The sequence below is a fragment of the Sorangium sp. So ce362 genome (assembly GCF_051519845.1).
Lineage (GTDB): Bacteria > Myxococcota_A > Polyangia > Polyangiales > Polyangiaceae > Sorangium.
Genome location: NZ_CP150332.1, coordinates 10,714,347 through 10,738,749 on the forward strand (window position 1 = coordinate 10,714,347; position 24,403 = coordinate 10,738,749).

Below are 24,403 nucleotides of genomic sequence, written 5' to 3' on the forward strand. Positions count from 1 at the left end.
GGTATTGCAATCGGACGACCAGCACCACCCCTTGAAGCATTTCCCAGGAAAAAAGTCTCTACGGTCGTGCTCGCCCCGCCGTGGCGTGTCGCCGAGTTCACGGCGCGCCGAGGCGACATGCCATACTGCGCGCATGTCCGGGCTGGTGAGAGGACATGCGGCCTGGTGATCATCGGCTCACAGTGTCGGCGATCTGCCCGGCTCCGTAGCGCGCCACCACGCCCTTGCGGGCCCTGCCCGGCGTCGGTCGGCTGAGGAAGTCCCCGCCGACCGCCCAGAAGGCCCCCTTCCCGTCGGCCCAGACGGCGTGGAGGTCGGCATACGGCTCGTCCGTGAACTCGTCGATCCAGGCCCCGCCGACGAGGCGCTGCTTGAGGCCTCCGTAGCCGACGATCGCCACCTCGCCCGGACGGCCGCAGGCGACGCCGTTCACGTCGTTGGTGAGCTCTATCTCGAGCCGGCGCCACGCCTCGCCGTCCGAGCGGAGCACGTCTCTCCCGCCGACGGCGTACACCTCGTCACGGCTGCAGCCGGCGGCCGTGAACAAGGTGCCCTGCGCGATCGGCGGATCGGACTGCAATTCCCAGGTCTTGCCCGCGCGATGCCAGATCACGCCGAACTCGCCGACGGCATAGAGGTCGTCGGACGACTCGCCCCAGATCTTGTAGAGCGCGCGGCCGGGCTCCTCGGGCAACGCCTCTCTCGACCATGCGCTGCCGTCCCAGTGGAGGACAATATCCTTCTCCCCCGCCGCGCTGCTGCCGGGCGTGCCGCCCACGGCCCAGGCATCGTCGGGAGCGAACGCGATTACGCCCCACAGCGTAGCGACCGTCCCGGTCTCGTACCTCGTGAAGGCCTCGCCGTCCCATCGCACGGCGCGGCCGAGCTCGCCGACCATCCAGACGTCCTTCGGACCGGAGCCGGCCACCCACCAGAAGGTCTCCTCTCCGCCCGCCGGGAGCTCACGCCACGTCGACCCATCGTAATGCAGCGCGAGCGATGCGAGCCCCGTGTTGCCGAGCGGCCCCCCCACGGCGAACACGTCGTCCGGCGCCGTCCCCCAGATCGACAGGACCGCCCGATCGAGATCGCCCTCGTCGAGCAGCACGCGCCACGCCGGCGGTCCGTCATCCGGCGGCGGCGTCACAGGATTGTCGGGGCAGCCGGCGAGGGCGGCCGCCCCGAGCGCCATCGCGACAACGGGGTGCAGGCAGGTGCGCATCGGGGTCAAGACCAGGCTGGAGCGAGCTCGAGCGATCCTGTCGGTGCGCGCTGAGCGCGCGCGGCGGTCCGGGAGCTCAGTTGCAGAACACGTCGTCCTGCTTCGGATAGTAGTAGACGAAGATGTTGCAGTGCTCGTTCTTCTCGACGATCGGGCCGAACGTGTAGCAGCAATCGAGCTGCTCTTCGGAGGTCTCGTTCTTTGTCACGTCGTACTCGTCGAGGCCGCTGCACCCCACGGCGGGGTCCGGCGGCTGCCACTCGTAGGTGCAGCCGTACCAGACGCCGCCGTTCTTCGGGAGCTCCAGGTCGAGCTCCGGTGAGGTGAGCATCGGCGGGTCGTCCCACGAGCTCGAGGTGTAGAAGAGATCGGAGGCCGGGGGCGTGCCGATCGTCGTGCCATCCCACGTGTACATGTCGAAGCGCGTGCCCCGGCTGTGAAAATGGCCGTTGGCGCCGATGATCTTCACGGGAGATGGGCTGCTGATCTGGCAGGAGCCCTCGAACGTGGGCCGCGGGTTCGACTGGCAGACACGGATGGACTGCTTTGTCGCGAAGACGGTGCCCATCTCCGCCGTCACCTCCTCGGTGGGCAGCGCCCAGAAGTTCACCCGGACGCGGCCTACTGCCTGGGGGGTCTTCTGCGACGTCGCGTTCACGTAGTGCGTTTGCAGCATGAGCCACTCGTCGGGCCCAAGGACGTTCGCGACGCCCTCGGGGAACTCCCAGTCGAGCCGCCCGTCCTGCTGCGAGTTCGCGAGGAGCGGCCAGTCGGCCCAGTTGGGGCTCTTGAAGCACTCCCCCACGCCGTCCTGGTTCTTCTGAAGGAGCCCGCCTTCCGGCCCCAACCCCTTGATGGTCCGCACGCGGAAGATGTTCATGTGGTGCGAGCCGTCGCGCTGCGCGATCTGCACCCGGTGGAGGTTCACGGGCGCGTCCGGGTCGAGCCCGTTCGACGCGGCGAGGTCGCGGACCTTGAAGAAATAGCAGTCCTGCTGCTCGACCCCCGGCGGCACCTCGATGTCCTCCGTCTGCATCTGGAAGCCCTCGCCCGCCGGAGGCGGATCGAGCAGCGACTCGTCCACCGCCGGCCCCGGGGCGGGGCTCGGGCGGTCGTCAATGCAGGCGACAGCACCCAGCACAAGCAAACCAAGCGTCAGCGGTCGAGCAGCCATGAGTCCCTCCAGGCAATGCAGCAGCAATGATGGAGATATACACCGTTGGGCAATTTCATGACCCTGATGTCACGAGGCCAGCAGGGTTCCGACGGGGGCCAGGCCGTCGTGGCTGAACGGGGACAGAAGCTGCTAGGATGTGGGAGAGGTTCAACCATGGCGGCGCCCAAGAAATGCGGTCCACACACGGAGCTTGCCTCGAATGAGGCGACGCGCGTCACCCGGTGCGGGTGCGGTACCGTCCACGTGACACTCCTCGGCCCCGGCGTGACGTTTCGCATGCCGGCTGACGCGTTCCGCGGCGTCGCCTCCGGGGTCAAGGCGGCGGCCGAGCGGCTTGACGACGACCCCCGTTTCGGCACGACCGCCATCAATTAACTTGCGCGCCTGCCGCGGAGCGGCCTACCAGTTGCTTCGCCGCCGAGCATCCCTCTCCTCGGATGGCGGCGGGTCGAACGAGGGCGCCTGGCGTGTACGACGACGACGCGGAGCACTGGGTCGGCAAGACGTTCGCTGGAACGTGGTGGATCGAGCGCGTGCTCGGCACCGGCGGCATGGGGAGCGTGCTGCTCGGACGGGCGGCGGACGGCTCGCACGTCGCGCTGAAGGTGCTGCACCCGGAGCTCAACGCGATAGCGGAGGTGCGGAAGCGCTTCCTGCGCGAGGGCTTCATCGGGAACACGCTCGGCGGAGCGGACGCGGTGCCCGGCGTGGTGCGCGTGCTCGGCTCCGGCGAGACGCCGGAGGGGCTCGCGTACCTGACCATGGAGGCGCTCCAGGGCGAGACGCTCTTCGATCGGATGGCGCGCACCGGGACGATGCCGCCCGGCGAGGTGCTCGCGCTCGCGGACCAGGTCCTCGAGACGCTGGCGATCGCGCACGCGCGCGGCGTCGTGCACCGCGATCTCAAGCCCGAGAACATCCACCTCGGCAACGACGGCCGCGTTCGCATGCTCGATTTCGGCATCGCGCGCGTCGTCGACGGGCTCACCGGCCTGCCCGAGAAGACCGCGACGAAGACCGGCATGATCATGGGCACGGCGACGTACATGGCGCCGGAGCAGGCGACGGGCCTCATCCACGACATCGACGGGCGGACGGATCTCTTCGGGGTCGGGGCGACGATGTTCCGCCTGCTCTCGGGCCGGCAGGTGCACGGCGAGGTGACGGAGGCGATGGAGGTCATCGCTGCCGCGACCGAGCCGGCGCCGCCGCTCGCCTCGGTGACGCCCGGGATCTCGCCCGCCGTCGCGGCCGTGGTCGATCGCTCGCTGGCGTTCATCAAGTTCCACCGCTACCCCAACGCCGAGACGATGCGCGCGGACGTCCGTACGGTGCTCGCCGGCCGGCCGCCCCCGTACGCGCAGGCCGTCCTCGAGGGGCGGATCCGCGCCGGCCAGCCGCTGTCGCAGCCGGCGCCGCCGCTGACGCCGCCCTCGCCCGGCGGCGTGTCGCCGAGCGCTCGCCCGCAGCCGACCGTGGTGGAGCCCGCCGCGCCCCCCGTCCATTCGATGAGCCGGCCGGAGCGCACGCTCGACGACAGCGCGACGGTGCCCCGCGGCGCCGGCACGCCGCTCACGCAATGGTCGACGGGCAAGCTGCTCTTGCTCGTCGGCAGCGCCTCGCTCGCCACGGGCGTCATCGTGGCGGTGATCGTCGTCCTGCTGCTGCTGAGCTGCTGACGGGCCGCGAGGGGTCCGCCGCCGGCAAGCGCGGCGGCTCGCGTGGCAGGCAGGGCTCGGGGGCTGCAGGCGGGACCGCGGGGGCCCCGCCGCGGTCAGGCGCGGTCGTCGAGCGGCGTGTAGTCGATGGCGTTCTCGCCCGTGTAGATCTGCCGCGGGCGGCCGATCTTGCCGCTCGGATCGTCGTTCATCTCCTTCCAGTGGGCAATCCAGCCGGGGAGGCGACCGAGCGCGAACATGACGGTGAACATGTTCGTGGGGAAGCCGAGCGCGCGGTAGATGATGCCGCTGTAGAAGTCGACGTTCGGGTAGAGCTTCCGCTCGACGAAGTACGGATCCCGCAGCGCGGTCTCCTCGAGCCGCTGCGCGATGTCGAGCAGCGGATCCTTGATGCCGAGCTTCGCCAGGATCTTGTCGGCGGCCGCCTTGATGAGGACGGCGCGCGGGTCGTAGTTCTTGTAGACGCGGTGGCCGAAGCCCATCAGGCGGAAGCCCGAGGTCTTGTCCTTCGCGAGCTTGATGAACTTCGAGACGTCGCCGCCGTCGGAGCGGATCGCCTCGAGCATCGTCACGACCTCCTGGTTCGCGCCGCCGTGGAGCGGGCCCCACAGCGCGCAGATGCCCGCGGCGACCGAGGCGAAGAGGTTCGCCTTCGAGCTGCCGACGAGGCGCACCGTCGACGTCGAGCAGTTCTGCTCGTGATCGGCGTGCAGGATGAGGAGCAGGTTCAGCACCTTCACGATGTCCTCGTCGATCTCGTACGGCTCCGCCGGGACCGAGAACATCATGTTGAGGAAATTCGCGCAGTACGAGAGCGAGTTGTGCGGGTAGACGAACGGCTGGCCGATCGACTTCTTGAACGAGAACGCGGCGATCGTGCGCACCTTGGAGAGCAGCCTCGCGATCGTGATGTCGAGGTGGTCGGTGTTCTTCACGTCGATCGCTTCCGGGTAGTAGCTCGACAGGGAGAGCACCATCGCGGACAGGATCGCCATCGGGTGCGCCGTCGACGGGTAGCCGTCGAAGAAGCGCTTCATGTCCTCGTGGATGAGCGAGTGCCGGGTGAGCAGCGTCGAGAACCGCGACAGCTCGCTCTTGCTCGGCAGCTTGCCGTAAATCAGGAGGTACGAGGTCTCCACGAAGGTCGACTTCTCGCCGAGCTGCTCGATCGGGATGCCGCGGTAGCGGAGGACGCCCTTCTCCCCATCAAGGAACGTGATGGAGCTGGTGGTCGAGGCCGTGTTGACGAAGGCCGGGTCGATGCAGACGTACCCGGTCTTCGAGCGAAGGGATGCGACATCGATCGCCTTCTCCCCTTCGGTGCCCGTGATCACAGGCAGCTCGATCGTTTGCTCCACACCGTTCTTATTCAGCGTAAACTTCGCGGTCTCCTGCACGCCTCCTCCTTCCGCCGCAGCGCGGCGTAAGCTATCACGAGCTGAGGGCAGATTTCTTCCTCAAGAAATGAGGTGATGCGATTGAACGAGACGGTCGTGCGGGGGGAGCTGGTCCATCACCCGGAGGCGCCTCGGCTCGCGGCCGAGGTGCGGCGGGTCCACGGGCGTTACGCCGACGAGGTCATCGCTCGTCACCGGCTCTGCCCGTTCATGCGCGACGCCGCAACCGGATTCGGACGCTTTTACGTCCTGATCGATCGCGAGCCTGTCCTGGAGACGGCGCTGGCGGCCGTGCTGGAGGCCGAGTCCGCGGTCGTCCACCTGGTTTTCCCGTGCATCCACACTCCGTCGCCCCAGTTCGAGCGGTTCGCGTCGCGCCTGGGTGAACAGCTGCGGCGGCTGCGCAACCCCGCGCCGGTGCTGGCCGCGTTCCACCCCGAGATGGCGGGGGACGAGACCAACTCGCACCGGCTCGTCGGCCTCCTCCGGCACGCGCCGGACCCGTTCGTGCAGATGATTCCAGAGGGGTTGAACCATTCGGGGACCGTCCTCGCCGGGGCGGGCGTCGAGCCTGTGGCCGACCCTGCCGAGGACAATTACCGGCGCCTTCAAGGGGCAGGGATCGCCGAGGTCAAGGCCAGGCTCGCCGAGATCATGGCGGATCGCGACGCGAGCTATGCGCCCTTCCTGGCGCGGCTCGGGTTGGCCCGCCCCGGCCCGCGCTTCGACCCCCCGTCTCGCTAGCGCTCGGGCGTCCGGCGCGCCGGCGGGCTCGGCCCTTCCGACCCGGCCCTGGCCTCGCGCTCGGCCATCAGCGGCATCAGATACGGGAAGCCGGCCGCCATCGTGTCGAGGTTGGGATCGATCTGGGCGGCCAGCCAGAAGAGGAGCACGCAGGCGCGCTCGACGTAGAACCAGTCCTCGGGGTACTCGAACGAGCGCATCAGCTCCTGGAGCTCACCGCGCTCGAGCTCGGGATCGGCCAGCTTCTCCAGCTGCTCGGGGCGGGCGCGCATCAGCGCCGCCGGCGTGCGATCCCGGATCTTGAGCAGCTTCGCGAAATAGGCCTTCACGGTCCGCTCGAGCAGCGCGTCGTTGCCCCCGGGCGCGGCAAAGCCCATCCGCCGGAAGCCACGGACGACCGCCGCGTCGTCCTGCGCGAAGATGCCCTTCAGGATGTCGAGCAGCCCGTCGATGAGCTCGCCCCGGGCCTCGCAGATCGCGCCGAAGTCGAGGACGACGAGGCGAAAGCCGCCGCCCTCCTCCGCGCTCCGCGCGGCGACGAGGAAGTTCCCCGGGTGCGGATCGGCGTGGAAGAAGCGATCCGCGAAGAGCATCTTGTAGAAGGCCTGCACGAGCCGGAGCGCCACGTCCGAGGGCTCCACGCCCGCGCTCCGCAGCGCGTCGAGGCGGGTGATCTTGATGCCCTCCATGAACGTCATCGTGAGCACGTCGCGCGTGGTGAGCTCGTGGATGACCTCCGGGAACGCGACGCCGGCGTCCCCCTCGAAGTTCTCCGCCATCCGCTCCATGCACGCGGCCTCGTGCAGGTAGTCGGTCTCGCGGCGGAGCAGGTCGACGAGCGACTCGTGCACCCGCTCGATGCGCCCGACCGGGACGAACCGCTTGTAGACAAGGATGGCGAGGCGCAGGACGCGCAGATCGACGGCGATGATCCCGCGGATGCCCGGGTAGAGGAACTTCACCGCGACCTTGCGGCCGTCGCGGAGGCGCGCGACGTGGACCTGCCCCAGCGACGCGGCCGCGAGCGGCGCGCGCTCGATCGACGCGAACAGCTCGCTCGCCGAGCGACCGAAGCTCGCGCGCAGCGCGGCCTCGAGATCGCTGAAGGGGTGGGGCGGGACCTGGTCCTGGAGCTGCTCGAGCTCCTTGCCGTAGGCCCGAGGAAGGAAGCCGCCCATGATGGACAGCACCTGGCCGAGCTTGATGAAGACGCCCCGCAGCTTGAGCATGGCGCGCAGCAGGCGTCGGGCGTTGTTCTGATCGACCCGGGCGCGGCGGGCGGTGAGCCAGCCAGGCAGCTCACGCGCGGCGCGGCCACGCCCGAGGCGCATCGCGAACACCCGCCCGAGCCCCAGCTGGATCAGGTAGCTCGTCAGGATGACCGAGAATGTAAACAGCGCGCGGAGGAGTCGGACGGCGAGCGTCATGTGCGGCAGAGCAGCCGCACCATGCTACCGCAGGGGCTGCGCGGGGCCAGCCATGCTCGCTCCCCGGGGACGATTGGGTCCCGGAGAGGGGGCCGCCGCGGGCCTTCGCCGCGTCCAGGAGCCCTCCAGCGAGCCGGATCGGCTCAGGACAGCGAGTCCTTGATCGCCTTGATGGGGCGAGCGCGGACCGACTTGCTGGCCGGCTTGGCCGCGAACGTCATCGGCTGCTTCGTGAACGGGTTGATCCCCTCACGCGCCTTGGTGGCGGGCTTCTTGATGACGCGGAACTTCGCGAAGCCGGGCATCGTGAAGATGCCGTTCTTCTTGAGCTCCTTGTACGCGATGTCGGTCAGCGACTCGAGGATCGCCTTGACCTGCTTGCGCGAGACCTCGTTCTCGTTCGCCTCGACCACCGCGTTGATCAGCGCGCTCTTGCTGAGCGACGCGCTCTTCTTCCCGTCGGTCTTCTTCGCCGCCATGTTCATTCCTCCTGAGGTTTGTGCCTCTTGCGCGCCAAAGGAAACACAACGGCCGCCGCAGATCCAGTGTCGAATCATCGATCGGAGCTACAAAAAAAGGGGTTTCTTGCCCCGGGGGGCGCGTCGCTCCGGCGGAAGGACCGCCGGGGGGCCCTGAGGCGGGTCGCCAAAACCCCAGTAAAACGGCCGAGATCGCCCCTTCTTCAGGCCTCATGCGCCCGCCGCGAGGGCGGCCCGACGCCGGGCGCTCGGGGTAGGAGATCACCCGATCCCCTTCCGTTGAAGGCGATCCCGGTCGCGCGCGCGCACCCTCGTCGAGTCGAGCGCCCTCGGCCGATAGCCCTCCTCCACCTCACGCCGCCCCGCGCGCGCGCTCGCGCCGCGCCGCGCCGACCCGCCGATACCGGGCCTGCCCGCGGCGCGTCACGCGCCTAGCGGCGGCTCACCGCCGAGCCCGCGCCCCACTTCCGCTTGGTGGAGAGCCCGAGGATCGTCAGCGACTGCGGCGCCTGGGCGAACTCCATGACGTCGCCGAAGCCGACGTTCACCGAGTGGATCGGCCCGTCGAAGAAGAGCTTCGCGTCGTGCGTCTTGCTCCGCACGACGAGCGAGGAGCCCGGCTGGATCAGCGCGTGGCGGAAGCGGTACGCCTCGCCGTGGGGGGTGTAGGGCTCGCGCACGACGAGCTGGAGGCACTTCGAGGTGAGCGGCAGGACGCGCCCGCCGGCGGAGCGCTGCGCGGCCGTGGAGCCGGCCGCGGGGCCGATCCAGAAGCCGCTCGACTTCTGCTCCTCCTCCGCCTTGCCGAGCCGGATCACGTAGCGCGACGTGGCCGCGGGGGAGCTGTGACAGAAGAGCGCGTCGTTCAGGACGCGCGCCGTGGCGAGCTTGTCGTTCACCATGACCTGCATGCGGGCGAGCACGGCCCGGCGGAGCGAGCCGCGCAGCGCCTTCGCGATGGCGTCCGCCGCGTCGCCGCTCGTCGCGCCGCAGAAGAAGCCGACCGAGTGGCCCGGCGCGCTGTTGATGCCGAGGATCGGCACGTCGCCGACGTTGTGGGACGCGCTGAGGAGCGTCCCGTCGCCGCCGACCGTGATCACGAGGTCGAGCTCGCCCGCCTCGAAGGACTGCCCCGCGCCGGCGAGGACCTCGATGTGGACGCCGAGATCGTCGAGCGCCGCCTTGACCTCGCGCACCGTCTGCTCGTGCGCCTCGTGCGACGCCTTGAGGCGCCCGACGGCGGCGTCGCCGGCCTCGATGAGCCGCGTGATGCGCGGGTCCTTCCGCTCCTCGCGGTAGATCCTCCAGGCAGAGCGCTTCACGACGAGCGCGACGCGGGGTGGACGCCGCTGCGCGGGCGCGAGAGGTTGTTCCGGCATCAGAGCTCCGCGAGGCGCCGGAGCGCCACTTCCGTCTTCGCGTCCTCGATCACGCCGCGCCGGGTGAGCTCGATCGCCGCGTCGAGCGGGACGGCCACGATGGCGGCGAACCGCTCGAGCGGGGAGCCGTCCTCGAGGGGCGCGCCCTGGCGCGCAGGATCGACCTCGACGTGAAAGTAGAAGTGCCGCTCGCCCACCATGCCCGGCGCCGGGAACGACGATGGACCGAGCGGCTGGAGCTCCGACGGGGGCACGTCGAAGCCCACCTCTTCGAGCAGCTCGCGCGCGGCCGAGCGCTTCAGGCCCTCGGGGCTCCGCTCGTCGAGCTCGACGAGCCCGGCGGGCAGCTCCCAGAGCGCGCCGAGCGTCGGCGCCTCCGGGAACGGGCACACCTCGGGCGAACGGGTCGCGGCCGGTGGCCGGAGCGCCGAGCGGAGATAGACATGGCGGCGCCCGTCCGCGTCGCGGTAATGCGGGGCGATCACCACCGCATCGAGGCGCTCGCGATCGACGCTGTCGTAGGTGAACGGGTCGCTCAGCGAGCCGTCCGGGAACTCGACGCGGAACACCTGGCGTCGCACGTTGAGGAAACCAGGGCCGTCCAGCGAGGGGATCGTCCGGACCAGCCTGAGCGCGAGCTTCGGGAAGGGAGGTAGCCGCATGCGTGGAGGCGCAAAGCATAGCGCCAAACGACCGCCGATCGCGATGCAGCCGCGCCCCGATCGCGCTGCGCGTCCGCCGCATGCGCCGACCTCACGCCGGGGCGCGCGCGGACCGCGGCGGTCCGGGGGAAGGTCCCCCCGGCGAGCCGATGACGCATGGCGTGGCACGCAGGCGCCCGGAGGGCTTCAGCCGAGCAACCCCCGCGCCCTGGCGATCGCCTCGATCTCCGGGCGACGCCGCTCGAGCTCCGGGACGTCCTTGACCGGGAGGAAGCGCGAGGCGAGCCCCTCGCGCGGCACGCGCAAGAACCGGGGCTCGAGCGCCGCCGTGACCTCGCCGAGGAGCCGCTCGAACTGGATCGCCTTCCGCTCCCCGATCTTCTTCTCGACCTCGACGTACGTCCACTCCATCGCGAGCGCGTCGAGCGCCGCGGCGCTGGCGATGAACGTGTTCGTGTTGAAGACCCGCACGACGTCCGGATCGAAGCCGCGGGGGAGGCGGAACTCCTCGGTGATGATGCGCTTTCCGTTCCACCGGACGGGCCCGCCGCCCCGGTCCGCGCCGACCTTGTCGACGACCTCGACCGTGAGCGGCTCGCCGTGGGCGAGGTGCCACCCGAGGAGGGCCGGGTCGACGGTCGCGCCGAGGTTGTCGAGGTTGGCGATCCAGACCGTCTTGCCGCCGCGCTCGAGGAAGCGGGCGAGCAGGCCGCTCCGGCGGAGCGCGTCCGGCAGATCGCCGTGGCCGGTGGCGTAGACGCTCGGCTCGCGCTGCTCGTCGAGGAACAGCGCGCCCTCGGGCGTCAGGCGGAGCGAGACGTCCTGCTCGAAGGTGGCGCACCGCGCGCCGTCGAGGCGCGGGCCGAGGGCGTCGCGGATCGGCTGCTCGGTGGCCTCGCTCGTCATGAGCCAGAGCGGCACGTGGGCGCCGGGGCGGTTCGCCAGCCGCTCGAGGTGCGCGTTCTCGCCCAGCCGGAGGTCGAGGAACGTCCGGCCGGGGAGCGCCTCCACGAGCGCCTTGACCACGCCGCCCATCCGGGTCGCCATCCCGCCGGCGAGGACGCAGAGGGCCACCTCGCCCGCCGAGAGCGCAGCGAGCCCGCGCTCGCGCAGGCGCCCGTGCTCGGCCGTCCCCTCGGCCGGCGCCGACGAGAGGTCGCCCGGGGCCGGCGGCTCGACGCGGCCGGGCAGCCGGTTGCGGGCGTCCCGCTCCACGCCGAGGGTCGCCGCCCACCGCACCAGGCGGGACCCGTCGAAGCCTCGGTCATGCAAGCGCTTCAGGAGAGGCGCAGGAAGAGAGGAGATCTGCTGTGCGAGGGACACCGATTTTCCAAAGCACGGCCAGAACGGCCCGGCAATACGGCACGCGGCCCCGCCCGCACGGACGCGGCCCCGGGCTCAGCGGAGCACGAGGACCCAGACGTCGTAGAGCGCGTGGGTCCAGACGGCCGGCGCGAAGCCGCGGAAGACGTAGATCCCCGTGAGCACGAGCCCGCACACCATGCGGAACACGAACGAGGGGAGGTTCCAGGGATCGCCCATCGAGCCGACGTAGTGCCAGCCGGAGAAGACGGCGGCGGCCACGACCGCCCACCCGACCAGCAGCACCACCCCCTGGACCCCTCTGCCGAAGAGGAGCTTGATCGCGAGCGCGCCCAGCCCGTAGAGGCCTGCCCGGAAGGCGATCTCCTCATAAAAGCCGGCGCCGAGCGACATCACGACCCCGATGAAGATGTCGTTGGAAGCCACGGGCGGGCCGAGCCGGAGGGAGCCGACGACGTACGAGCCGGCGAAGCGCATCAGGATGGCGTAGAGCGCGCCCTCGACGGCGAGCAGCGCGAAGCGCCTCGTCTGGAGGGCGTGGCCGCGGCCGAGGACGGAGAGGACGATGACGAACACGGCGCCGACGGCGACCGTGAGGCCCGCGTAGAGCGGGAGGCTGTGCTTGGCGAGCGCGCGGAGCTCGGCGGTGACCGGATCCGCCGCGTTGCGGATGGGGAGGAAGGCGACGCCGAGGTGGTAGAGGACGAAGATCGGCATCGTCAGCGCGAGGTCGGTCAGCGCATCGCTCTTCGCCGTGGGCTTGTCGCCGGGCGGGGCCGCCCCCGGCCGGGCGGGCTCCGGCCCGGCGCCGAGCATCAGGACGGCCTCAGCCGATACACGATCACAAGCACCTCGGCGGACCACATGACGAGGTTCAGCACGAAGGGGGTGTCCCGGAGGATCTCCTGGGTGGGGCTCTCGGCCTTGCCGCTGCCGGCCACGAGCTGGAGGAACCGGATCACCCCGAAGAGCGGGTGGATCGTCGTCAGCCAGAGGTACGGGTTCTGGAAGAAGCGCTGCGTGTCGTGATCGAGCGTGTACGCGAGGTAGGTGGCGATGGTGGCGACGCCGGTCACGGCGAGCGCCGCCGTCAGGGCGCCGGGCGTGTAGGCGTCCAGCGCCGCGCGCTGCTTCGAGGCGTTGACGGAAGCGAGCTCGTGGCGGCGCTTGCCGAAGCCGAGGAAGAGCGCGAGCAGGGCGGTGCAGGCGATCATGAAGCCGGAGAGCGGCGTCCTCGTCGCGAAGCCGCCGGCGAGCACGCGCAGCACGAAGAAGACCGCGATGCAGCCGACGTCGAGGTACGCGACCTTCTTGAGCCGGAACGAGTAGGCGACGTTGAGGACGTAGTAGCTGGCGGCGACAAGCGCGAAGAGCGGCGGGCCGAGCAAGCTGGCCCCGAGCGCGATGACCGCGAGGCCGACCGCCATCGCCTTGGCGACCGGGATCGGCACGCGCCCCGAGGCGATCGGCCGGAAACGCTTGACCGGGTGGACCCGGTCGGCCTCGGCGTCGACGATGTCGTTCAGGATGTAGACGGCGCCGGCGAGCAGGCAGAAGATCGCGAACGCCCCGATCGCGCTCGTGATGATCGAGGGGTGGGTCAGGTGCTTGGCGAACACCACCGGGGCGAGGACGAAGAGGTTCTTCACCCACTGGTGCGGGCGCATCGCCCGGATCATCCCGCGCACCCGCCAGAGCAGCGTCCCCTTCGGCGAGTCGGGCAGGAGGGGCGGCTGCGCGATCAGGCTGCCCGAAGGGGGCCCGCTCTCCGGCGGACGGGAGCTCGGCCCCCCCGGACGAGAGCTCGGCACGCCGCTCCGTGGAGGCGACGATGTGGGCTTGCCGGCGGGGACGGAGCTCATCGCGGCGGGTGAGGCGCCCTGCTCAGCCGGCGCCTGTTGGTCCAGCGCTCCGGCGTCCGGGCGAGCATCGGCGCCCGGCGTCTCTTGCGCAGGGAAGGCCGGGGCACTGTGGCGAAAAAGGGGACCCGAGGCGGTCACGGCGGCCGGAGCATACCCGGGAGCACCGGTCCCGGCCATTCCGCGGCAGGCAAAAGAGCAGGAACGTGGACGCTCGGAACCGAGCGGCGGCGACAGGCCCTGCCCCCTGGCTCAGGCGACGAACCCGCAGCGAACGTGGCGCAGCGCACCGGGCCCCGCGGGCCGGCGACGCGCGTCGGCGAATCCGAGTTCGCACCGGCCACGCCGGCTCGTGGAACGCCGTGGAACGCAAAATGCGCATCCGCGCAGGCTGGCCGTAACCTCGTGCTACCATCGCCCGTGATGACATCAGCGCTCTCGGTCGCGCGTGAAGCTTCGCCTATTCTTCTGAAGCTTCGCTCTGCCGTCGAGCAGGCCCTCGAAGGGAAGCCCGAGGCGGTCGAGCTGGCGCTCATCGCGCTGCTCGCCCGGGGCCATGTCCTCATCGAGGACGTGCCCGGCGTGGGCAAGACGACGCTGGCACGCGCGCTGGCGAAGGCCGTGGGGGGCGAGCTCCGTCGCGTCCAGTTCACCAGCGATCTCCTGCCGAGCGACGTCCTCGGGGTGAGCGTCTTCGATCAGCGGATCGGGCAGTTCGTCTTCCGCCAGGGGCCGATCTTCGCGAACGTCCTGCTCGCAGACGAGATCAACCGGGCGAGCCCACGGACCCAGTCGGCGCTGCTCGAGGCGATGAACGAGGGGCAGGTGTCCATCGAGGGGACGGCGACGCCGCTGCCGGATCCGTTCTTCGTGCTCGCGACCCAGAACCCGCAGGATTTCGCCGGCACCTTTCCGCTGCCGGAGTCGCAGCTCGACCGGTTCATGGTGCGGATCCGGATCGGGTACCCGCCGCCGCAGGTCGAGATGCGGCTGCTCCTCCAGGGCGGCGAGCCCGATCGCGCGCGGAACGTGCCGCAGATCATCGATCCCGCCCAGCTCGTGGTGCTGCAGCGCGAGGTCGATCGCGTCGAGCTCGACTCGTCGCTCGCGACCTACCTGCAGGCGATACTCGCGGCCACGCGATCGAGCCCGACCCTCTCGCTGGGCGCGTCGCCGCGCGCCGGCATGAACCTGGCCCGCGCGGCCCGGGGGCGCGCCGTCCTCTGCGGGCGCTCGTACTGTATTGCGGACGACATCCATGACCTCGCGGTCGCCGTACTGGCGCACCGGGTCCGGCTCTCGGCTCACGCGGAGGGCTACATGCCGACCCGCGACGAGTGCGAGGCGGCGGTGCGCGACCTCGTGGCGCGGGTGCCGGTCCCGCTCTGAGGGGGGCGATGGGCGCAGAAGACCGGGAGCGGGGATCTCTCAGCGGCAGCTCCCGCGGCGCCGACCGTGCCGACGCCGCGGTGCGCAGCGCCGTCCGGCCGAGCCGGCCGAGGCGCGACCGGCCCCTGCTCGAGCAGCGCCCGCTGCGGCCCTCGCGCGAGGAGGCGGCGTCGTCGTGGGCGAAGGTCCTGTTCGCCCTGCGGCCGCCCCGGAAGCTCAAGTTCACCCGGGAGGGGAAGTACTACCTCGGGATCACGCTGGGCGTCGGCTTCGCGGCGATCAACACGGGCAACAACCTCCTCTACCTGCTGCTCGGGATGCTGCTGTCGCTGATCGTCGTCTCCGGCGTGATGAGCGACCTGTCGCTCCGACACCTCACCGTCACCCGGCGGCTCCCGGCCCGCGCGCAGGTAGGCCGGGCGCACCTCGTCGAGATCGAGGTCTACAACCACAAGAAGCGCGTGCCGTCGTACGCGATCGAGGTCGAGGACCTGCGCGCCGGTCAGCCGGCCGATAAGCGCTGCTTCTTCCTGAAGATCAGCCCGTCCAGCGCGCAGGTGGCCGCCTACCGGCGGACGCCGGCGAAGCGCGGCCGCGACCGGCACACCGGGTTCCGCATCGCGACCCGCTTTCCCTTCGGGCTGTTCGAGAAGTCGCGCGAGGTCGAGGCCGAGGGGGATCTCATCATCTATCCCGCCGTCGATCCGGTGCGGCTCCCGGTCGAGGACGCGGGGCGGCGCGAGGGCGGCGCGAGCCTCAGCGGGCGCGGGGGCGGCGACGAGACCTTCGGGCTGCGGCCGATGCGCGACGGGGACGATCCGCGCGATATCTACTGGAAAAAGAGCACGATGCGCGACCAGCTGGTGCTGCGCGAGCGGGCCCGGGAGACGCGGCCCGACGTGCAGATCGTCATCGACACGGTGCGCCCGACCGGGGAAGGCGACGGGTTCGCGCAGGCCTTCGAGCGCAGGATCCGCGAGGCGGCCTCGCGCGCCGTCGCCCACATCAAGCGCGGCGACGCCGTGGTCGTCGCGACGACGCTGGGCGAGCGGGTGCGCGGTGACCGCAACCTCGGCTCCGACGGGATCCTCAGGTTCCTGGCGCTGCTCGACGCGGTGGACGAGGCGCGGGTGTCGGAGCTCAGCGCCGAGCGCGCCGCCCGGACATCCCTGCGGCAGGCCTCCAGCCCGGGCCCCACCAGCGGCGAGCGCCGCGCCGGCACGCCGAGGAGCGCCCCATGAGATTCGGGTTGGTGCACCGGGTCATGACCGACGCGCTCGCGGCGCTCGGCGTCATCGCCCTCGTCGCGAGCGGGCAGTTCAACCGCTATGTGAGCTGGGCCATCCTCATCGGCCTCGCGCTCGCGCTCGTCGTGCGCGAGTCGTGGCAGCGGCACCCGGCGCTCCGCCACCTCGACACGGGCGTCCTCCTGGTCGTCATCGCCGTCCAGGTGGTCCGCATCGTGGCCACCGACGCGAGCGTGCTCGACGTGCTCGTGGAGTTCGCCGCGGCGCTGCAGATCATCCGGCTCGCGACGCGCAAGGGGGCGGCGCACGACCAGCAGGTCATCGTGCTCGCGCTCCTGCACCTCATCGCCGGGACCGTCCTCGGCGGCGGCCTCGGCTACGGGCTGTGCTTCATCGGCGTGCTCGTCGTCGCCCCCGGCGCGCTCGTGCTCAGCCACCTGCGGCGCGAGGTCGAGGGCAACTACCGGCAGGGGGCGCGCGACCGGACCGGGCTGCCCGTGGACGTGCCGCGCATCCTGCGCTCCAGGCGGGTCGTCGGGCGCTCGTTCCTGGCCGTCACCTGCCTGCTCTCGATCCCGATCTTCGTCTTCACCGCGCTCCTGTTCGTCATCTTCCCGCGCGTCGGCCTCTCGCTGCTCCTGCTGAACCGCGGCCACACGGGGCGGATGATCGGCTTCTCGGGCAAGGTCGACCTGGGCGCGGTCGGCGTGCTGCGCAGCGATCCCAAGCTGGCCATGCGGGTCGAGATCCCCGATCTCCCGGAGCCGCCGCCGCCGCGCCTCACCATGCACCTGCGCGGCACTGCGCTCGACGCGTACGACGGCCGCACCTGGACCCAGAGCGAGACGTTCAAGCGCCCGACCGAGAGCGACGGGGGGCTCGTGCCGCTCGAGCGGTATCCGGACCCGACGGTCGATCCGGTGATGCGCATCGATCTGGAGCCGATCGATCCGCCCGTGATCTTCCTCCCGCCGAACGCGACGGGGCTCCGGTTCAAGAACCGCGGGCAGCTCGGGGTCGACGTGAGCGCGCTGGCCCACCGCGGGCCCGAGGGCGAGTTCAGGTACCAGCCCCTGGACGACCGTGGGCTCGTCTACGACGTCTTCCTGTCGCGAAAGCGGTCGCCGACGTTCCAGCGCCTCCCGGGGGGCGAGCGACGGCGCTACCTGGAGCTCCCCAAGGATCTGCCGCCGCGCGTCGTCGAGCTCGCCCAGCAATGGACGCAGGGAATCGAGCGTCCGGCCGACCAGGCGCGGGCGATCCAGGAGCGCCTGCGCACGGAGTACCGGTACGACCTCGCGTCGCCGTCAGGGGCGGACCCGCATCCGCTCGATCACTTCCTGTTCGAGTCGAAGCGCGGGCACTGCGAGTTCTACTCGACGGCGATGGCGATCCTGCTGCGCGCGGTGGATGTGCCGACGCGCAACGTGACCGGCTTCGTCGGCGGCACCTACAACCGCTTCGGCCGGTTCTATGCGGTGCGCCAGGGTGACGCGCACTCGTGGGTCGAGGTGTACCTCGACGGCGAGGGGTGGCAGACGTTCGACCCGACCCCGCCGGCCGACGCGGCGCCGAAGAGCGAGCTGGTCGGGGTCTGGGCGTACCTCCGCGACTTCATCGAGGCGACGAGCCAGCGCTGGGACAGGCACATCGTCGGCTACGACCTGAACCAGCAGGTGAGCCTGCTCCAGACGCTCACGTCGCGCTACCGGAGGTCCGGCTCGAGCGGCGACGTCGCGCTGTCGCGCCCGCGGCTCCTCGCCGTCGCCGCCGTCGCGCTCGCGCTGGGCGGCGGCCTGCTCTACTGGCGCTTCCGCCGCGGGCGCCGCGGGCGCGAGGAGTCGCGCGGGGACGGGGGGCGGACCCCGAGCGCGATCCTGGCGATCGCGCTCTACGAGAGCCTGGAGGCCGCCATGCTCGCGCAGGGCGTGCCGCGCCCGCCCAGCATGCCGCCGCTGCGCCACGCCGAGGCGCTGGAGCTCACGGACCACCCGCTGGCGCGCGAGATCCTGCTGCTCACGCAGGTCTACCTGCACGCCCGCTTCGGCGGGGCGAAGCTCACCGAGGACGACAGCCGCGACTTCGAGCGGCGGGTCAAGGCGCTGCGCCTGGCCGATCGCCGCGCGCTCTCGGCGAGCGGGCTCCACGCGTCGCCCTGATCGCGGCCGGGACGCCTGCTCTCAGCGGCGCCGCACGGGGCGCTTCGCGATGAACGCCTGGCGGATGCCGGTGACGGCGCGGCGGCTCGGACCGCCGGAGACGAACGGGTCCCCGGGGGCGAGCTCGCGCAGCCGATCCATGAACGACTGCGCCACGACGCGCTCGCCCAGCAGGCTGACGACGTTCGACTGGCCCCGCATCGTGGACGCGAGGACGGCCGCCGTCGACGTGTCCGGCACCGCGGCGACCGAGAGCGACTCCAGCACCCGCCGGATCGGCACGATCGACTGCACGGTCGCCAGCTTGCGATCCGAGGCGCCGAGCGGCTGCGGGGCGTACTCGAGCCAGATCCCGGCGACGTTCAGGTGGCCGAGGAGCCTCTTCGACCAGCGCGGATCGAGCTCCACGTAGAGGGGTCGGACGTCGGCCAGCGTCGAGAGCGCGAACTCGCTGGGCTCGCCCGCGAGCGCGAAGTCGCGCAGGAGCGGCGCGAGCTTGCGCTCGTCGGCGAGCAGGCTCGCCGCGACCTGGCCGCGATCGAGCAGCGGGATCGGGACCACGAGGACATCCGGCCGCTCGCCGCGCGTGATCCGCGCCGCCCAGACCCGCCATGCGATCGCCGGCGATCGCACGAGGATCGCGGAGCTGGGATCGAGGCTCCCGTACGCCTCGTCGGTCCAGACCTCGGCGGCCGTCTGCTCGCTCCGGTCGGCGGCGAAGCCGGCCTCCTCGCTCGTCAGCGCGACGAGCGTCAGCTGGAAGACGACGAGCAGCACGGCGCCGCTCCGCGAGAACGGCACGCGCGTGTCGAGCAGCGCCCGGACCGCCGCGTGCGCGCCGAGCGCCGAGCCGACGGCGATCGCCGCGACCGCGAGCGAGCGCAGCGGGGTGAGCGGATCCGCGGAGAGCACGCCGGCCGCGCGCGCGGGCAGGAGGGTGTCGAGCGCGAGGAGCACCAGGAACGGCGCGACGAGCCACCGCGCGCGCGGGCGCAGGAGCGAGAGCGCGAGCCCGGCCGCGGCGATGAGCAGGGAGACGACGCCGATCTCGCGGCTCCACGCGGCGAGCGCCGTGGTGCGCGCGCTCGCGACGTCGAGGGCAGCGAGGCTCCCGGTCGTGAGCGCGCGGCCGATGTCGGTCCAGGCGCGCGGCGCGAGCGGCCGGAGCACGAGCGGCGCGAGCAGGAGCGCGGCCGTGAGCACCCCCGCGCCGGCGGCGGCGCCCAGCATGCGCCGCGGCGGGCCGCCGGCGGCCTGTGCCGCGGGGGAGGGGCCGCCGAGGCCACGGCGGGCGAGGAACATCGCGTACGACGCCGCCAGCGCGGCGAGGCCCGCGGGCGGGCTCTCGGCGAAGGTGGCCCCGAGGAGCGCGCCGAGCCCGATCCACGCGCGCCCCGCGTGCCGCGCCTGCTCGGCGCAGTTCGACGCGAGCGCGAGCGTCACGAGCGCGCAGCAGGTGGCGAGCATGGCGCCGCCGCCGACCGTCGCCTCCCGCTGCCAGGTGGGCGACAGCGCCGCCGTGAGGACGGCGATCGCCGACAGCACGGAGGCGAGCCGCGGGCTCACGGCGCCGCCGGGCGCGCCCGGAGCCGATCGCGCCGCGGCGGGGGTCGCGTCGGCCGCGCCGCCGCGGAGCTTGCGGAGGAGCGCGAGACCCGGGAGGGGCGCTGGCCGCGCGGACTCCAGGAGGAGCCGGCGGACCATCTCGTAGAGCAGGCGCGACGCGAGCGCGAGCGCGAGCGCCGACCCGAGGGCGGTGCGGAAGGTGCGAGGCCCCAGCGGGAGCAGGCTCAGCGCCTGCGAGAGCGCCGTCGAGAGGCCGCCGCCCACCCCGACCGCGACGAGGCCGAGGTCCCGGACGGCCGTGAGATCTTCGCGCCACTGCCCTGAAGACGCGGCGCGGGCCAGCGAGAGCCCGAAGGGCAGCGCGGCCGACACGAAGGCGAGCGACCGATCGAGCCAGCAGCGTTTCTCCTCGGAGCTCACCGGGCGGCCATGCCAGATCGGCCGCGCGCGGGCCAAGTTCCGGCGCGCGGCCTGGCCGCGCGGCGGCGGCGGCGCGCGGGGCCGATCCCGCGCGTCGCCGACGCGCGATCATACGGAGAGGCGGGCAACGTCGACCTGGGCTAGAGTCGCCGCTTCCCACGGAAACTCGGAGGTCGGCTCGTGTCCCGTTTCATCGATGAGCTCAAGAGGACGCACCGCTGCGGCGATCTGCGCACGGCGGACATCGGCAAGGAGGTCATCCTCTTCGGCTGGGTGGCGCACCGCCGCGATTTCGGCGGCTGCGTGTTCATCGACCTGCGCGATCGCGAAGGGATCACGCAGGTCGTCTTCGACGCCGGCTACGACGCGGGGTCGGTGAAGCGCGCGCCGGCGCTCGAGGGGTCGGGCGAGCCCTACTCGACGCCGGAGCAGCTCGCCGCGTCGCTGAAGCTGGCCGAGACGGTGCGCCGCGAGTGGGTCATCGGCGTGCGCGGCGTCGTCGTCCACCGGGGCGAGCAGAACGTGAACCCGAAGCTCGCGACCGGCGATGTCGAGGTGCGCGTGGCCGAGGCCGTGGCCTTCAACCGCGCCGACAACCCTCCCTTCTCGATCGAGGACGACATCCGAACCGACGAGGAGATCCGGCTCCAGCACCGGTACCTCGACCTCCGCCGGGCCCCGCTCCAGCGGGCGCTGCGGATGCGCCACGAGGTCAACCGGACGACGCGGAACTACCTGTCGGACCAGGGCTGCATCGAGCTCGAGACGCCCTTCCTCGTGAAGTACACGCCGGGCGGGGCGCGCAACTTCCTCGTCCCCTCGCGGATCTCGGCCGGCAAGTTCTACGCGCTCGCCGAGAGCCCGCAGCTCTACAAGCAGCTCTTCATGGTCGCGGGCTTCGACCGCTACTTCCAGATCGTGAAGTGCTTCCGGGACGAGGACCTGCGCATCGACCGGCAGCCGGAGTTCACCCAGATCGACGTCGAGCTGTCGTTCGTGAACCAGGACGACGTCTTCCGCCTGATGGAGGGGCTCGTCTTCGCGGTGTTCAAGACCGCCCTCGGCAAGGACCTCGCCGAGCTCTACCCGACGGGCCGCTTCCCGCAGATGCCGTACGCCGAGTCGATGGCGCGCTTCGGCAACGACAAGCCCGACCTCCGCTTCGGGATCGAGCACACCGACCTCACCGAGCTCATCATCGAGCACGGCGGCGGCGGCGTGCCCTTCTGGGTGGAGCTGGCCGAGAAGTTCCGGTCGGGCAAGCTGCGGCGCGACCTGCCGGCCGAGATCGTGAAGGGGCTCGTCATCCCGGCGAGCGCCAACCTGTCCCGGCAGCAGACCGAGGAGCTCGAGCGCGGGCTCCGCGACGTGAAGGGCTTCCGGGGGCTCGCGCGCGCCAAGCTCGCCGAGGACGGCTCCTGGACGCAGTCACCCCTCTCGAAGTCGATCACGCCGGAGCTCCGGCAGAAGCTGAACGCGGCGCTCGGCGCCAAGCCGGGCGACATCCTCTGCTTCCAGTTCGGCAACGCCGCGGTGGTGCACACCGTGATGGCGAAGCTCCGCGTCGACGTCGCCAAGAAGATCGGGCTCATCCCGGAGTACGGGCATGGCGACCAGTGGCGGTTCCTCTGGGTGACGAACCCACCCCTGTTCGATTACGACGAGGACACGGGGCGCTGGTCCGCCGCGCACCACGCGTTCACGCGGCCCATCGACGAGCACGTGGCGCTGCTCGAGAGCGATCCGGCGCGGGTCGAGTGCTATCGTTACGATCTCGTGCTGAACGGGTTCGAGGTCGGCGGCGGCTCGATCCGGCTGCACGACCCCGACGTGCAGGCGCGCGTCTTCCAGACGCTGGGCATCGACGAGCGCGACGCGCGCGACAAGTTCGGGTTCCTCCTGGACGCGCTCCGCAGCGGCGCGCCGCCGCACGGCGGCATCGCGCTCGGCATGGATCGGCTCGCGATGCTGCTCAGCGGCGCGCCGACGCTGCGGGACGTGATCCCGTTCCCGAAGACAAACCAGGGCACCGACCAGATGACCGGCGCGCCCGTGCTCGTCGACGCCGCGCAGCTCGCCGAGCTGCACGTGAAGGCGGTCGCGCCCGCGGACACCCGGCCGGGCGCGACGGGCACCGGCAGCGCCGGCGCCTGATGCCGGGCCGGGGGACGCGAGCGCGATCCGGTGCGTCGACGGCGGCGCTCCGGCGCGCCGCCGTCGACGCGATCACTGTGCTCTGCCTCGCCGCGCGCCCCGCGCCGCCGCGCCCCCTGGCCTTTATGTTTGCAGGCCGCGCACTTCTGGTAGGGTAGGGCCTGATCCTTCACCATGGCCTCCCCGGCGCGCGTCCTCGTTGTAGATGACAGCCCGACCATCCTGAAGGTCGTCAGCGCCATCCTGGCCCGCCATGGGTTCGACCCGACCGTGGCGCGCGACGGGCTCGCGGGGATCGAGCTCATCAAGAAGGGGCCGAAATACGACCTCGTCCTCCTCGATTTCGTGATGCCGAGGATGAACGGCTACGCCTTCTGCCGGGAGCTGCGGTCGAACCCGCTGCACCGCACGGTCCCCGTCGTCCTGATGAGCGCCAAGGGCGACAAGATCCGGGGGCAGTTCGTCCAGCAGACCGGCGCCGTCGACGCGATCACCAAGCCGTTCGACGCGCGCGCGCTGGTCGCGGTGATCGAGGGCGCGCTCGCGAAGACGGCGGAGGGGCGCGCGCGGCCCGTGCCCGAGGGCGCGAAGATGCCCGACGAGGACATGATCGCCGAGAGCGTGCGGCCGAGCCTCCTCGCCCGGAACATGCGCCAGCGCACCGGGGTCGACCTCGCGCAGCAGCTGGCGACGGTGATGACGCCGGCGATCATGAGCCTGGCGCCCGAGTCGCGGACGAACGAGGCGGCCGTGATGCAGGCGGTCGCCCGCGTGATGACGAACGAGGTGGTCTCCAGGCTGACCCTGACGCTCCGCGACCTCGACACGCCCCCGGAGGCGAAGGAGGTGATGAGCGGCGACGTCTCGGCGATCCCGCTCGCCGAGATCCTCCAGCTGCTCCAGATGCAGCGGCAGACGGGCGTGCTCCGGGTGGCAACGAATCGCGCGTCGGTCACGATCTCCATCCGCCAGGGGCTCATCGATCTCGTGCAGGCGCGCAACTCGTCGGACGAGTTCAAGCTCGGGCGCTACTTCATCGAGCGCGGGCTCGTGACGCGGGAGCGGCTCGAGGCGCTGCTCCGCGTGAAGATGCCGCAGACGCTGCTCGGCCAGGTGCTCGTCGAGGCGGACGTCGCGACGAACGACGATCTCATCGCCGTGCTGGAGCGCCAGTCGAGCGAGCTGATCTACGAGGTGCTGCGCTGGCCCTACGGGCGCTTCTCGTTCACGCGCGAGCCGTTCCGCCCCGAGGTCGAGCAGGCGCGCCTCGGCCTCGCCGTGTCCGCGCTGGTGCTCGAGGGGTTCCGGCGCGTCGACGAGTGGCGGCTCATGGAGGGGACGATCAACTTCGACCAGGTGGTGGTCGTGGACCAGGTCGCGCTCGACGGCGTCGGCTCGGGCAAGCTGACGCGCACCGAGGAGCTCGTGCTCGGGGCGGTCAACGGCTCACGCACGGTGAACGAGGTGATCAAGGAGAGCGCGGTCGGCTCGTTCGACGCGATCAAGACGATCTACCAGTTCCTGCAGTCGCGCGTGCTGAGGACCCGGGCCGCCTGAGGCGAGCGCCGGCGGCGGGGCCACGCGCGCGCGGCGCATCTGGACGACGCGCGCAACACATCCGGACACGCCACCGCGCGGCGCGCCCTGACGAGGCCCCGCGGCGCGCGTCGCCCGCGCCGGCCTTCCGCCTGCGATGCTCCGGCGCGCTGCTCGCCTCGGCGCGGCGCGTCCAGCGCGGCGGCATCCGCCGCCGGTGAGTCGTCCGCACGCGAAGCTCAGGCCGCCTCACAACGGGCGTAGCGCTGAGCGGGATCGCGGCGGAGAGGGCGGGATTCGAACCCGCGGATCAGTTTCCCGATCGCACGCTTAGCAAGCGTGTGCCTTCAGCCACTCGGCCACCTCTCCTGGTCTCCAGGAGGATCCGCCCGGCCAGCGCTCAGCGCAGGGCCCAGTGCGGACCTCGAAGCTTCGACAGTAAAAAGAACGTTGACTCGACAGACGCTCGGCGCGGGCCGTCGAGGGAGCGGCAACATACCAAAGAGCCTGTCGTCGTGCACAGAAGATCGTGCTGGGAAGCGTCGGCGGCGACCGATACCTCCAGGGGACGGGACGGGACGGCG

Annotated in this window: 19 protein-coding genes and 1 tRNA gene; 8 read left to right on the forward strand and 12 right to left on the reverse strand. The window is 71.4% G+C overall.

The window, feature by feature from the left end; translation table 11 throughout:
* Nucleotides 1-169: 169 nt before the first annotated feature.
* Nucleotides 170-1,222, reverse strand: coding sequence for a WD40/YVTN/BNR-like repeat-containing protein (locus WMF17_RS41240; protein WP_437646478.1), 1,053 nt, complete (start codon nucleotides 1,220-1,222; stop codon nucleotides 170-172).
* 76 nt (nucleotides 1,223-1,298) lie between these two features.
* Nucleotides 1,299-2,396, reverse strand: a complete 1,098-nt coding sequence (locus WMF17_RS41245; RefSeq protein WP_437646479.1) for a hypothetical protein — start codon at nucleotides 2,394-2,396, stop codon at nucleotides 1,299-1,301.
* A gap of 156 nt (nucleotides 2,397-2,552) precedes the next feature.
* Between WMF17_RS41245 and WMF17_RS41250 the strand changes: the two genes are divergently transcribed.
* Nucleotides 2,553-2,774, forward strand: coding sequence for a hypothetical protein (locus tag WMF17_RS41250; protein ID WP_437599029.1), 222 nt, complete (start codon nucleotides 2,553-2,555; stop codon nucleotides 2,772-2,774).
* 92 nt (nucleotides 2,775-2,866) lie between these two features.
* Nucleotides 2,867-4,078, forward strand: coding sequence for a serine/threonine-protein kinase (locus WMF17_RS41255; protein WP_437599030.1), 1,212 nt, complete (start codon nucleotides 2,867-2,869; stop codon nucleotides 4,076-4,078).
* Nucleotides 4,079-4,173: 95 nt separating this feature from the next.
* Here WMF17_RS41255 and WMF17_RS41260 read toward each other — a convergent pair whose 3' ends face one another.
* The gene (locus WMF17_RS41260; protein ID WP_437604360.1) at nucleotides 4,174-5,451 is read right to left on the reverse strand and encodes a citrate synthase; all 1,278 of its coding nucleotides are present in this window, start codon (nucleotides 5,449-5,451) and stop codon (nucleotides 4,174-4,176) included.
* A gap of 99 nt (nucleotides 5,452-5,550) precedes the next feature.
* On the opposite strand from WMF17_RS41260, the gene WMF17_RS41265 reads away from it, so the two are divergent.
* Nucleotides 5,551-6,219: a hypothetical protein gene (locus WMF17_RS41265; protein ID WP_437646480.1), complete on the forward strand. Its 669-nt coding sequence runs from the start codon at nucleotides 5,551-5,553 to the stop codon at nucleotides 6,217-6,219.
* On the opposite strand, the gene WMF17_RS41270 is transcribed toward WMF17_RS41265, so the two are convergent.
* From WMF17_RS41270 to WMF17_RS41300, 7 genes are all read right to left on the reverse strand, one after another.
* The gene (locus WMF17_RS41270; protein WP_437599032.1) at nucleotides 6,216-7,646 is read right to left on the reverse strand and encodes an ABC1 kinase family protein; all 1,431 of its coding nucleotides are present in this window, start codon (nucleotides 7,644-7,646) and stop codon (nucleotides 6,216-6,218) included. The two genes, WMF17_RS41265 and WMF17_RS41270, sit on opposite strands and share 4 nt — an antisense overlap.
* Before the next feature lie 143 nt (nucleotides 7,647-7,789).
* Complete coding sequence (locus WMF17_RS41275) at nucleotides 7,790-8,125, reverse strand: HU family DNA-binding protein (protein ID WP_437599034.1); 336 nt, start codon at nucleotides 8,123-8,125, stop codon at nucleotides 7,790-7,792.
* A gap of 431 nt (nucleotides 8,126-8,556) precedes the next feature.
* Nucleotides 8,557-9,504 carry an NAD(+)/NADH kinase gene (locus WMF17_RS41280; protein WP_437646481.1) on the reverse strand — a complete coding sequence of 316 codons (948 nt, stop codon included), beginning with the start codon at nucleotides 9,502-9,504 and terminating at the stop codon, nucleotides 8,557-8,559.
* Nucleotides 9,504-10,166: an NUDIX hydrolase gene (locus tag WMF17_RS41285; RefSeq protein WP_437599036.1), complete on the reverse strand. Its 663-nt coding sequence runs from the start codon at nucleotides 10,164-10,166 to the stop codon at nucleotides 9,504-9,506. Before WMF17_RS41285 ends, WMF17_RS41280 begins: the two co-directional genes overlap by 1 nt.
* Nucleotides 10,167-10,352: 186 nt before the next feature.
* Nucleotides 10,353-11,438, reverse strand: coding sequence for a UTP--glucose-1-phosphate uridylyltransferase (locus tag WMF17_RS41290; RefSeq protein WP_437646482.1), 1,086 nt, complete (start codon nucleotides 11,436-11,438; stop codon nucleotides 10,353-10,355).
* 126 nt (nucleotides 11,439-11,564) lie between these two features.
* Complete coding sequence (locus WMF17_RS41295) at nucleotides 11,565-12,305, reverse strand: CPBP family glutamic-type intramembrane protease (protein ID WP_437599038.1); 741 nt, start codon at nucleotides 12,303-12,305, stop codon at nucleotides 11,565-11,567.
* Nucleotides 12,305-13,351, reverse strand: coding sequence for a decaprenyl-phosphate phosphoribosyltransferase (locus WMF17_RS41300; RefSeq protein ID WP_437646483.1), 1,047 nt, complete (start codon nucleotides 13,349-13,351; stop codon nucleotides 12,305-12,307). Before WMF17_RS41300 ends, WMF17_RS41295 begins: the two co-directional genes overlap by 1 nt.
* A 420-nt stretch (nucleotides 13,352-13,771) precedes the next feature.
* Here WMF17_RS41300 and WMF17_RS41305 point away from each other — a divergent pair, with 420 nt between their 5' ends.
* From WMF17_RS41305 to WMF17_RS41315, 3 genes are read left to right on the forward strand one after another with little or no spacing between them, the layout of a single operon-like run.
* Nucleotides 13,772-14,737 carry an AAA family ATPase gene (locus WMF17_RS41305; RefSeq protein ID WP_437482939.1) on the forward strand — a complete coding sequence of 322 codons (966 nt, stop codon included), beginning with the start codon at nucleotides 13,772-13,774 and terminating at the stop codon, nucleotides 14,735-14,737.
* 8 nt (nucleotides 14,738-14,745) lie between these two features.
* Nucleotides 14,746-15,978: a DUF58 domain-containing protein gene (locus tag WMF17_RS41310; protein WP_437646484.1), complete on the forward strand. Its 1,233-nt coding sequence runs from the start codon at nucleotides 14,746-14,748 to the stop codon at nucleotides 15,976-15,978.
* On the forward strand, nucleotides 15,975-18,143 hold the full coding sequence (locus tag WMF17_RS41315; protein WP_437646485.1) for a transglutaminase TgpA family protein: 2,169 nt from the start codon (nucleotides 15,975-15,977) through the stop codon (nucleotides 18,141-18,143). The genes WMF17_RS41310 and WMF17_RS41315 overlap by 4 nt, the downstream gene beginning before the upstream one ends.
* 21 nt (nucleotides 18,144-18,164) lie before the next feature.
* Here the strand turns inward: WMF17_RS41315 and WMF17_RS41320 are convergent, their stop codons facing one another.
* Nucleotides 18,165-20,129 carry a hypothetical protein gene (locus tag WMF17_RS41320; protein WP_437646486.1) on the reverse strand — a complete coding sequence of 655 codons (1,965 nt, stop codon included), beginning with the start codon at nucleotides 20,127-20,129 and terminating at the stop codon, nucleotides 18,165-18,167.
* Nucleotides 20,130-20,309: 180 nt separating this feature from the next.
* Here WMF17_RS41320 and aspS point away from each other — a divergent pair, with 180 nt between their 5' ends.
* A complete protein-coding gene (gene aspS, locus WMF17_RS41325) occupies nucleotides 20,310-22,283 on the forward strand; it encodes an aspartate--tRNA ligase (protein WP_437646487.1) in 1,974 nt (657 codons plus the stop codon).
* A 174-nt stretch (nucleotides 22,284-22,457) separates the two neighbouring features.
* Complete coding sequence (locus tag WMF17_RS41330; RefSeq protein ID WP_437599047.1) at nucleotides 22,458-23,840, forward strand: DUF4388 domain-containing protein; 1,383 nt, start codon at nucleotides 22,458-22,460, stop codon at nucleotides 23,838-23,840.
* Nucleotides 23,841-24,101: 261 nt separating this feature from the next.
* On the opposite strand, the gene WMF17_RS41335 is transcribed toward WMF17_RS41330, so the two are convergent.
* Nucleotides 24,102-24,188: transfer RNA gene (locus tag WMF17_RS41335), tRNA-Ser, on the reverse strand.
* Nucleotides 24,189-24,403: the final 215 nt, after the last annotated feature.

Coding starts and splice junctions, on each gene's coding strand:
- WMF17_RS41240 (WP_437646478.1), bottom strand. CDS start 1,222: ATGCGCACCTGCCTGCACCCCGTTGTCGCGATGGCGCTCGGGGCGGCC.
- WMF17_RS41245 (WP_437646479.1), bottom strand. CDS start 2,396: ATGGCTGCTCGACCGCTGACGCTTGGTTTGCTTGTGCTGGGTGCTGTC.
- WMF17_RS41250 (WP_437599029.1), top strand. CDS start 2,553: ATGGCGGCGCCCAAGAAATGCGGTCCACACACGGAGCTTGCCTCGAAT.
- WMF17_RS41265 (WP_437646480.1), top strand. CDS start 5,551: ATGCGATTGAACGAGACGGTCGTGCGGGGGGAGCTGGTCCATCACCCG.
- WMF17_RS41270 (WP_437599032.1), bottom strand. CDS start 7,646: ATGACGCTCGCCGTCCGACTCCTCCGCGCGCTGTTTACATTCTCGGTC.
- WMF17_RS41275 (WP_437599034.1), bottom strand. CDS start 8,125: ATGGCGGCGAAGAAGACCGACGGGAAGAAGAGCGCGTCGCTCAGCAAG.
- WMF17_RS41280 (WP_437646481.1), bottom strand. CDS start 9,504: ATGCCGGAACAACCTCTCGCGCCCGCGCAGCGGCGTCCACCCCGCGTC.
- WMF17_RS41285 (WP_437599036.1), bottom strand. CDS start 10,166: ATGCGGCTACCTCCCTTCCCGAAGCTCGCGCTCAGGCTGGTCCGGACG.
- WMF17_RS41295 (WP_437599038.1), bottom strand. CDS start 12,305: ATGCTCGGCGCCGGGCCGGAGCCCGCCCGGCCGGGGGCGGCCCCGCCC.
- WMF17_RS41300 (WP_437646483.1), bottom strand. CDS start 13,351: ATGAGCTCCGTCCCCGCCGGCAAGCCCACATCGTCGCCTCCACGGAGC.
- WMF17_RS41305 (WP_437482939.1), top strand. CDS start 13,772: ATGACATCAGCGCTCTCGGTCGCGCGTGAAGCTTCGCCTATTCTTCTG.
- WMF17_RS41310 (WP_437646484.1), top strand. CDS start 14,746: ATGGGCGCAGAAGACCGGGAGCGGGGATCTCTCAGCGGCAGCTCCCGC.
- WMF17_RS41315 (WP_437646485.1), top strand. CDS start 15,975: ATGAGATTCGGGTTGGTGCACCGGGTCATGACCGACGCGCTCGCGGCG.
- WMF17_RS41330 (WP_437599047.1), top strand. CDS start 22,458: ATGGCCTCCCCGGCGCGCGTCCTCGTTGTAGATGACAGCCCGACCATC.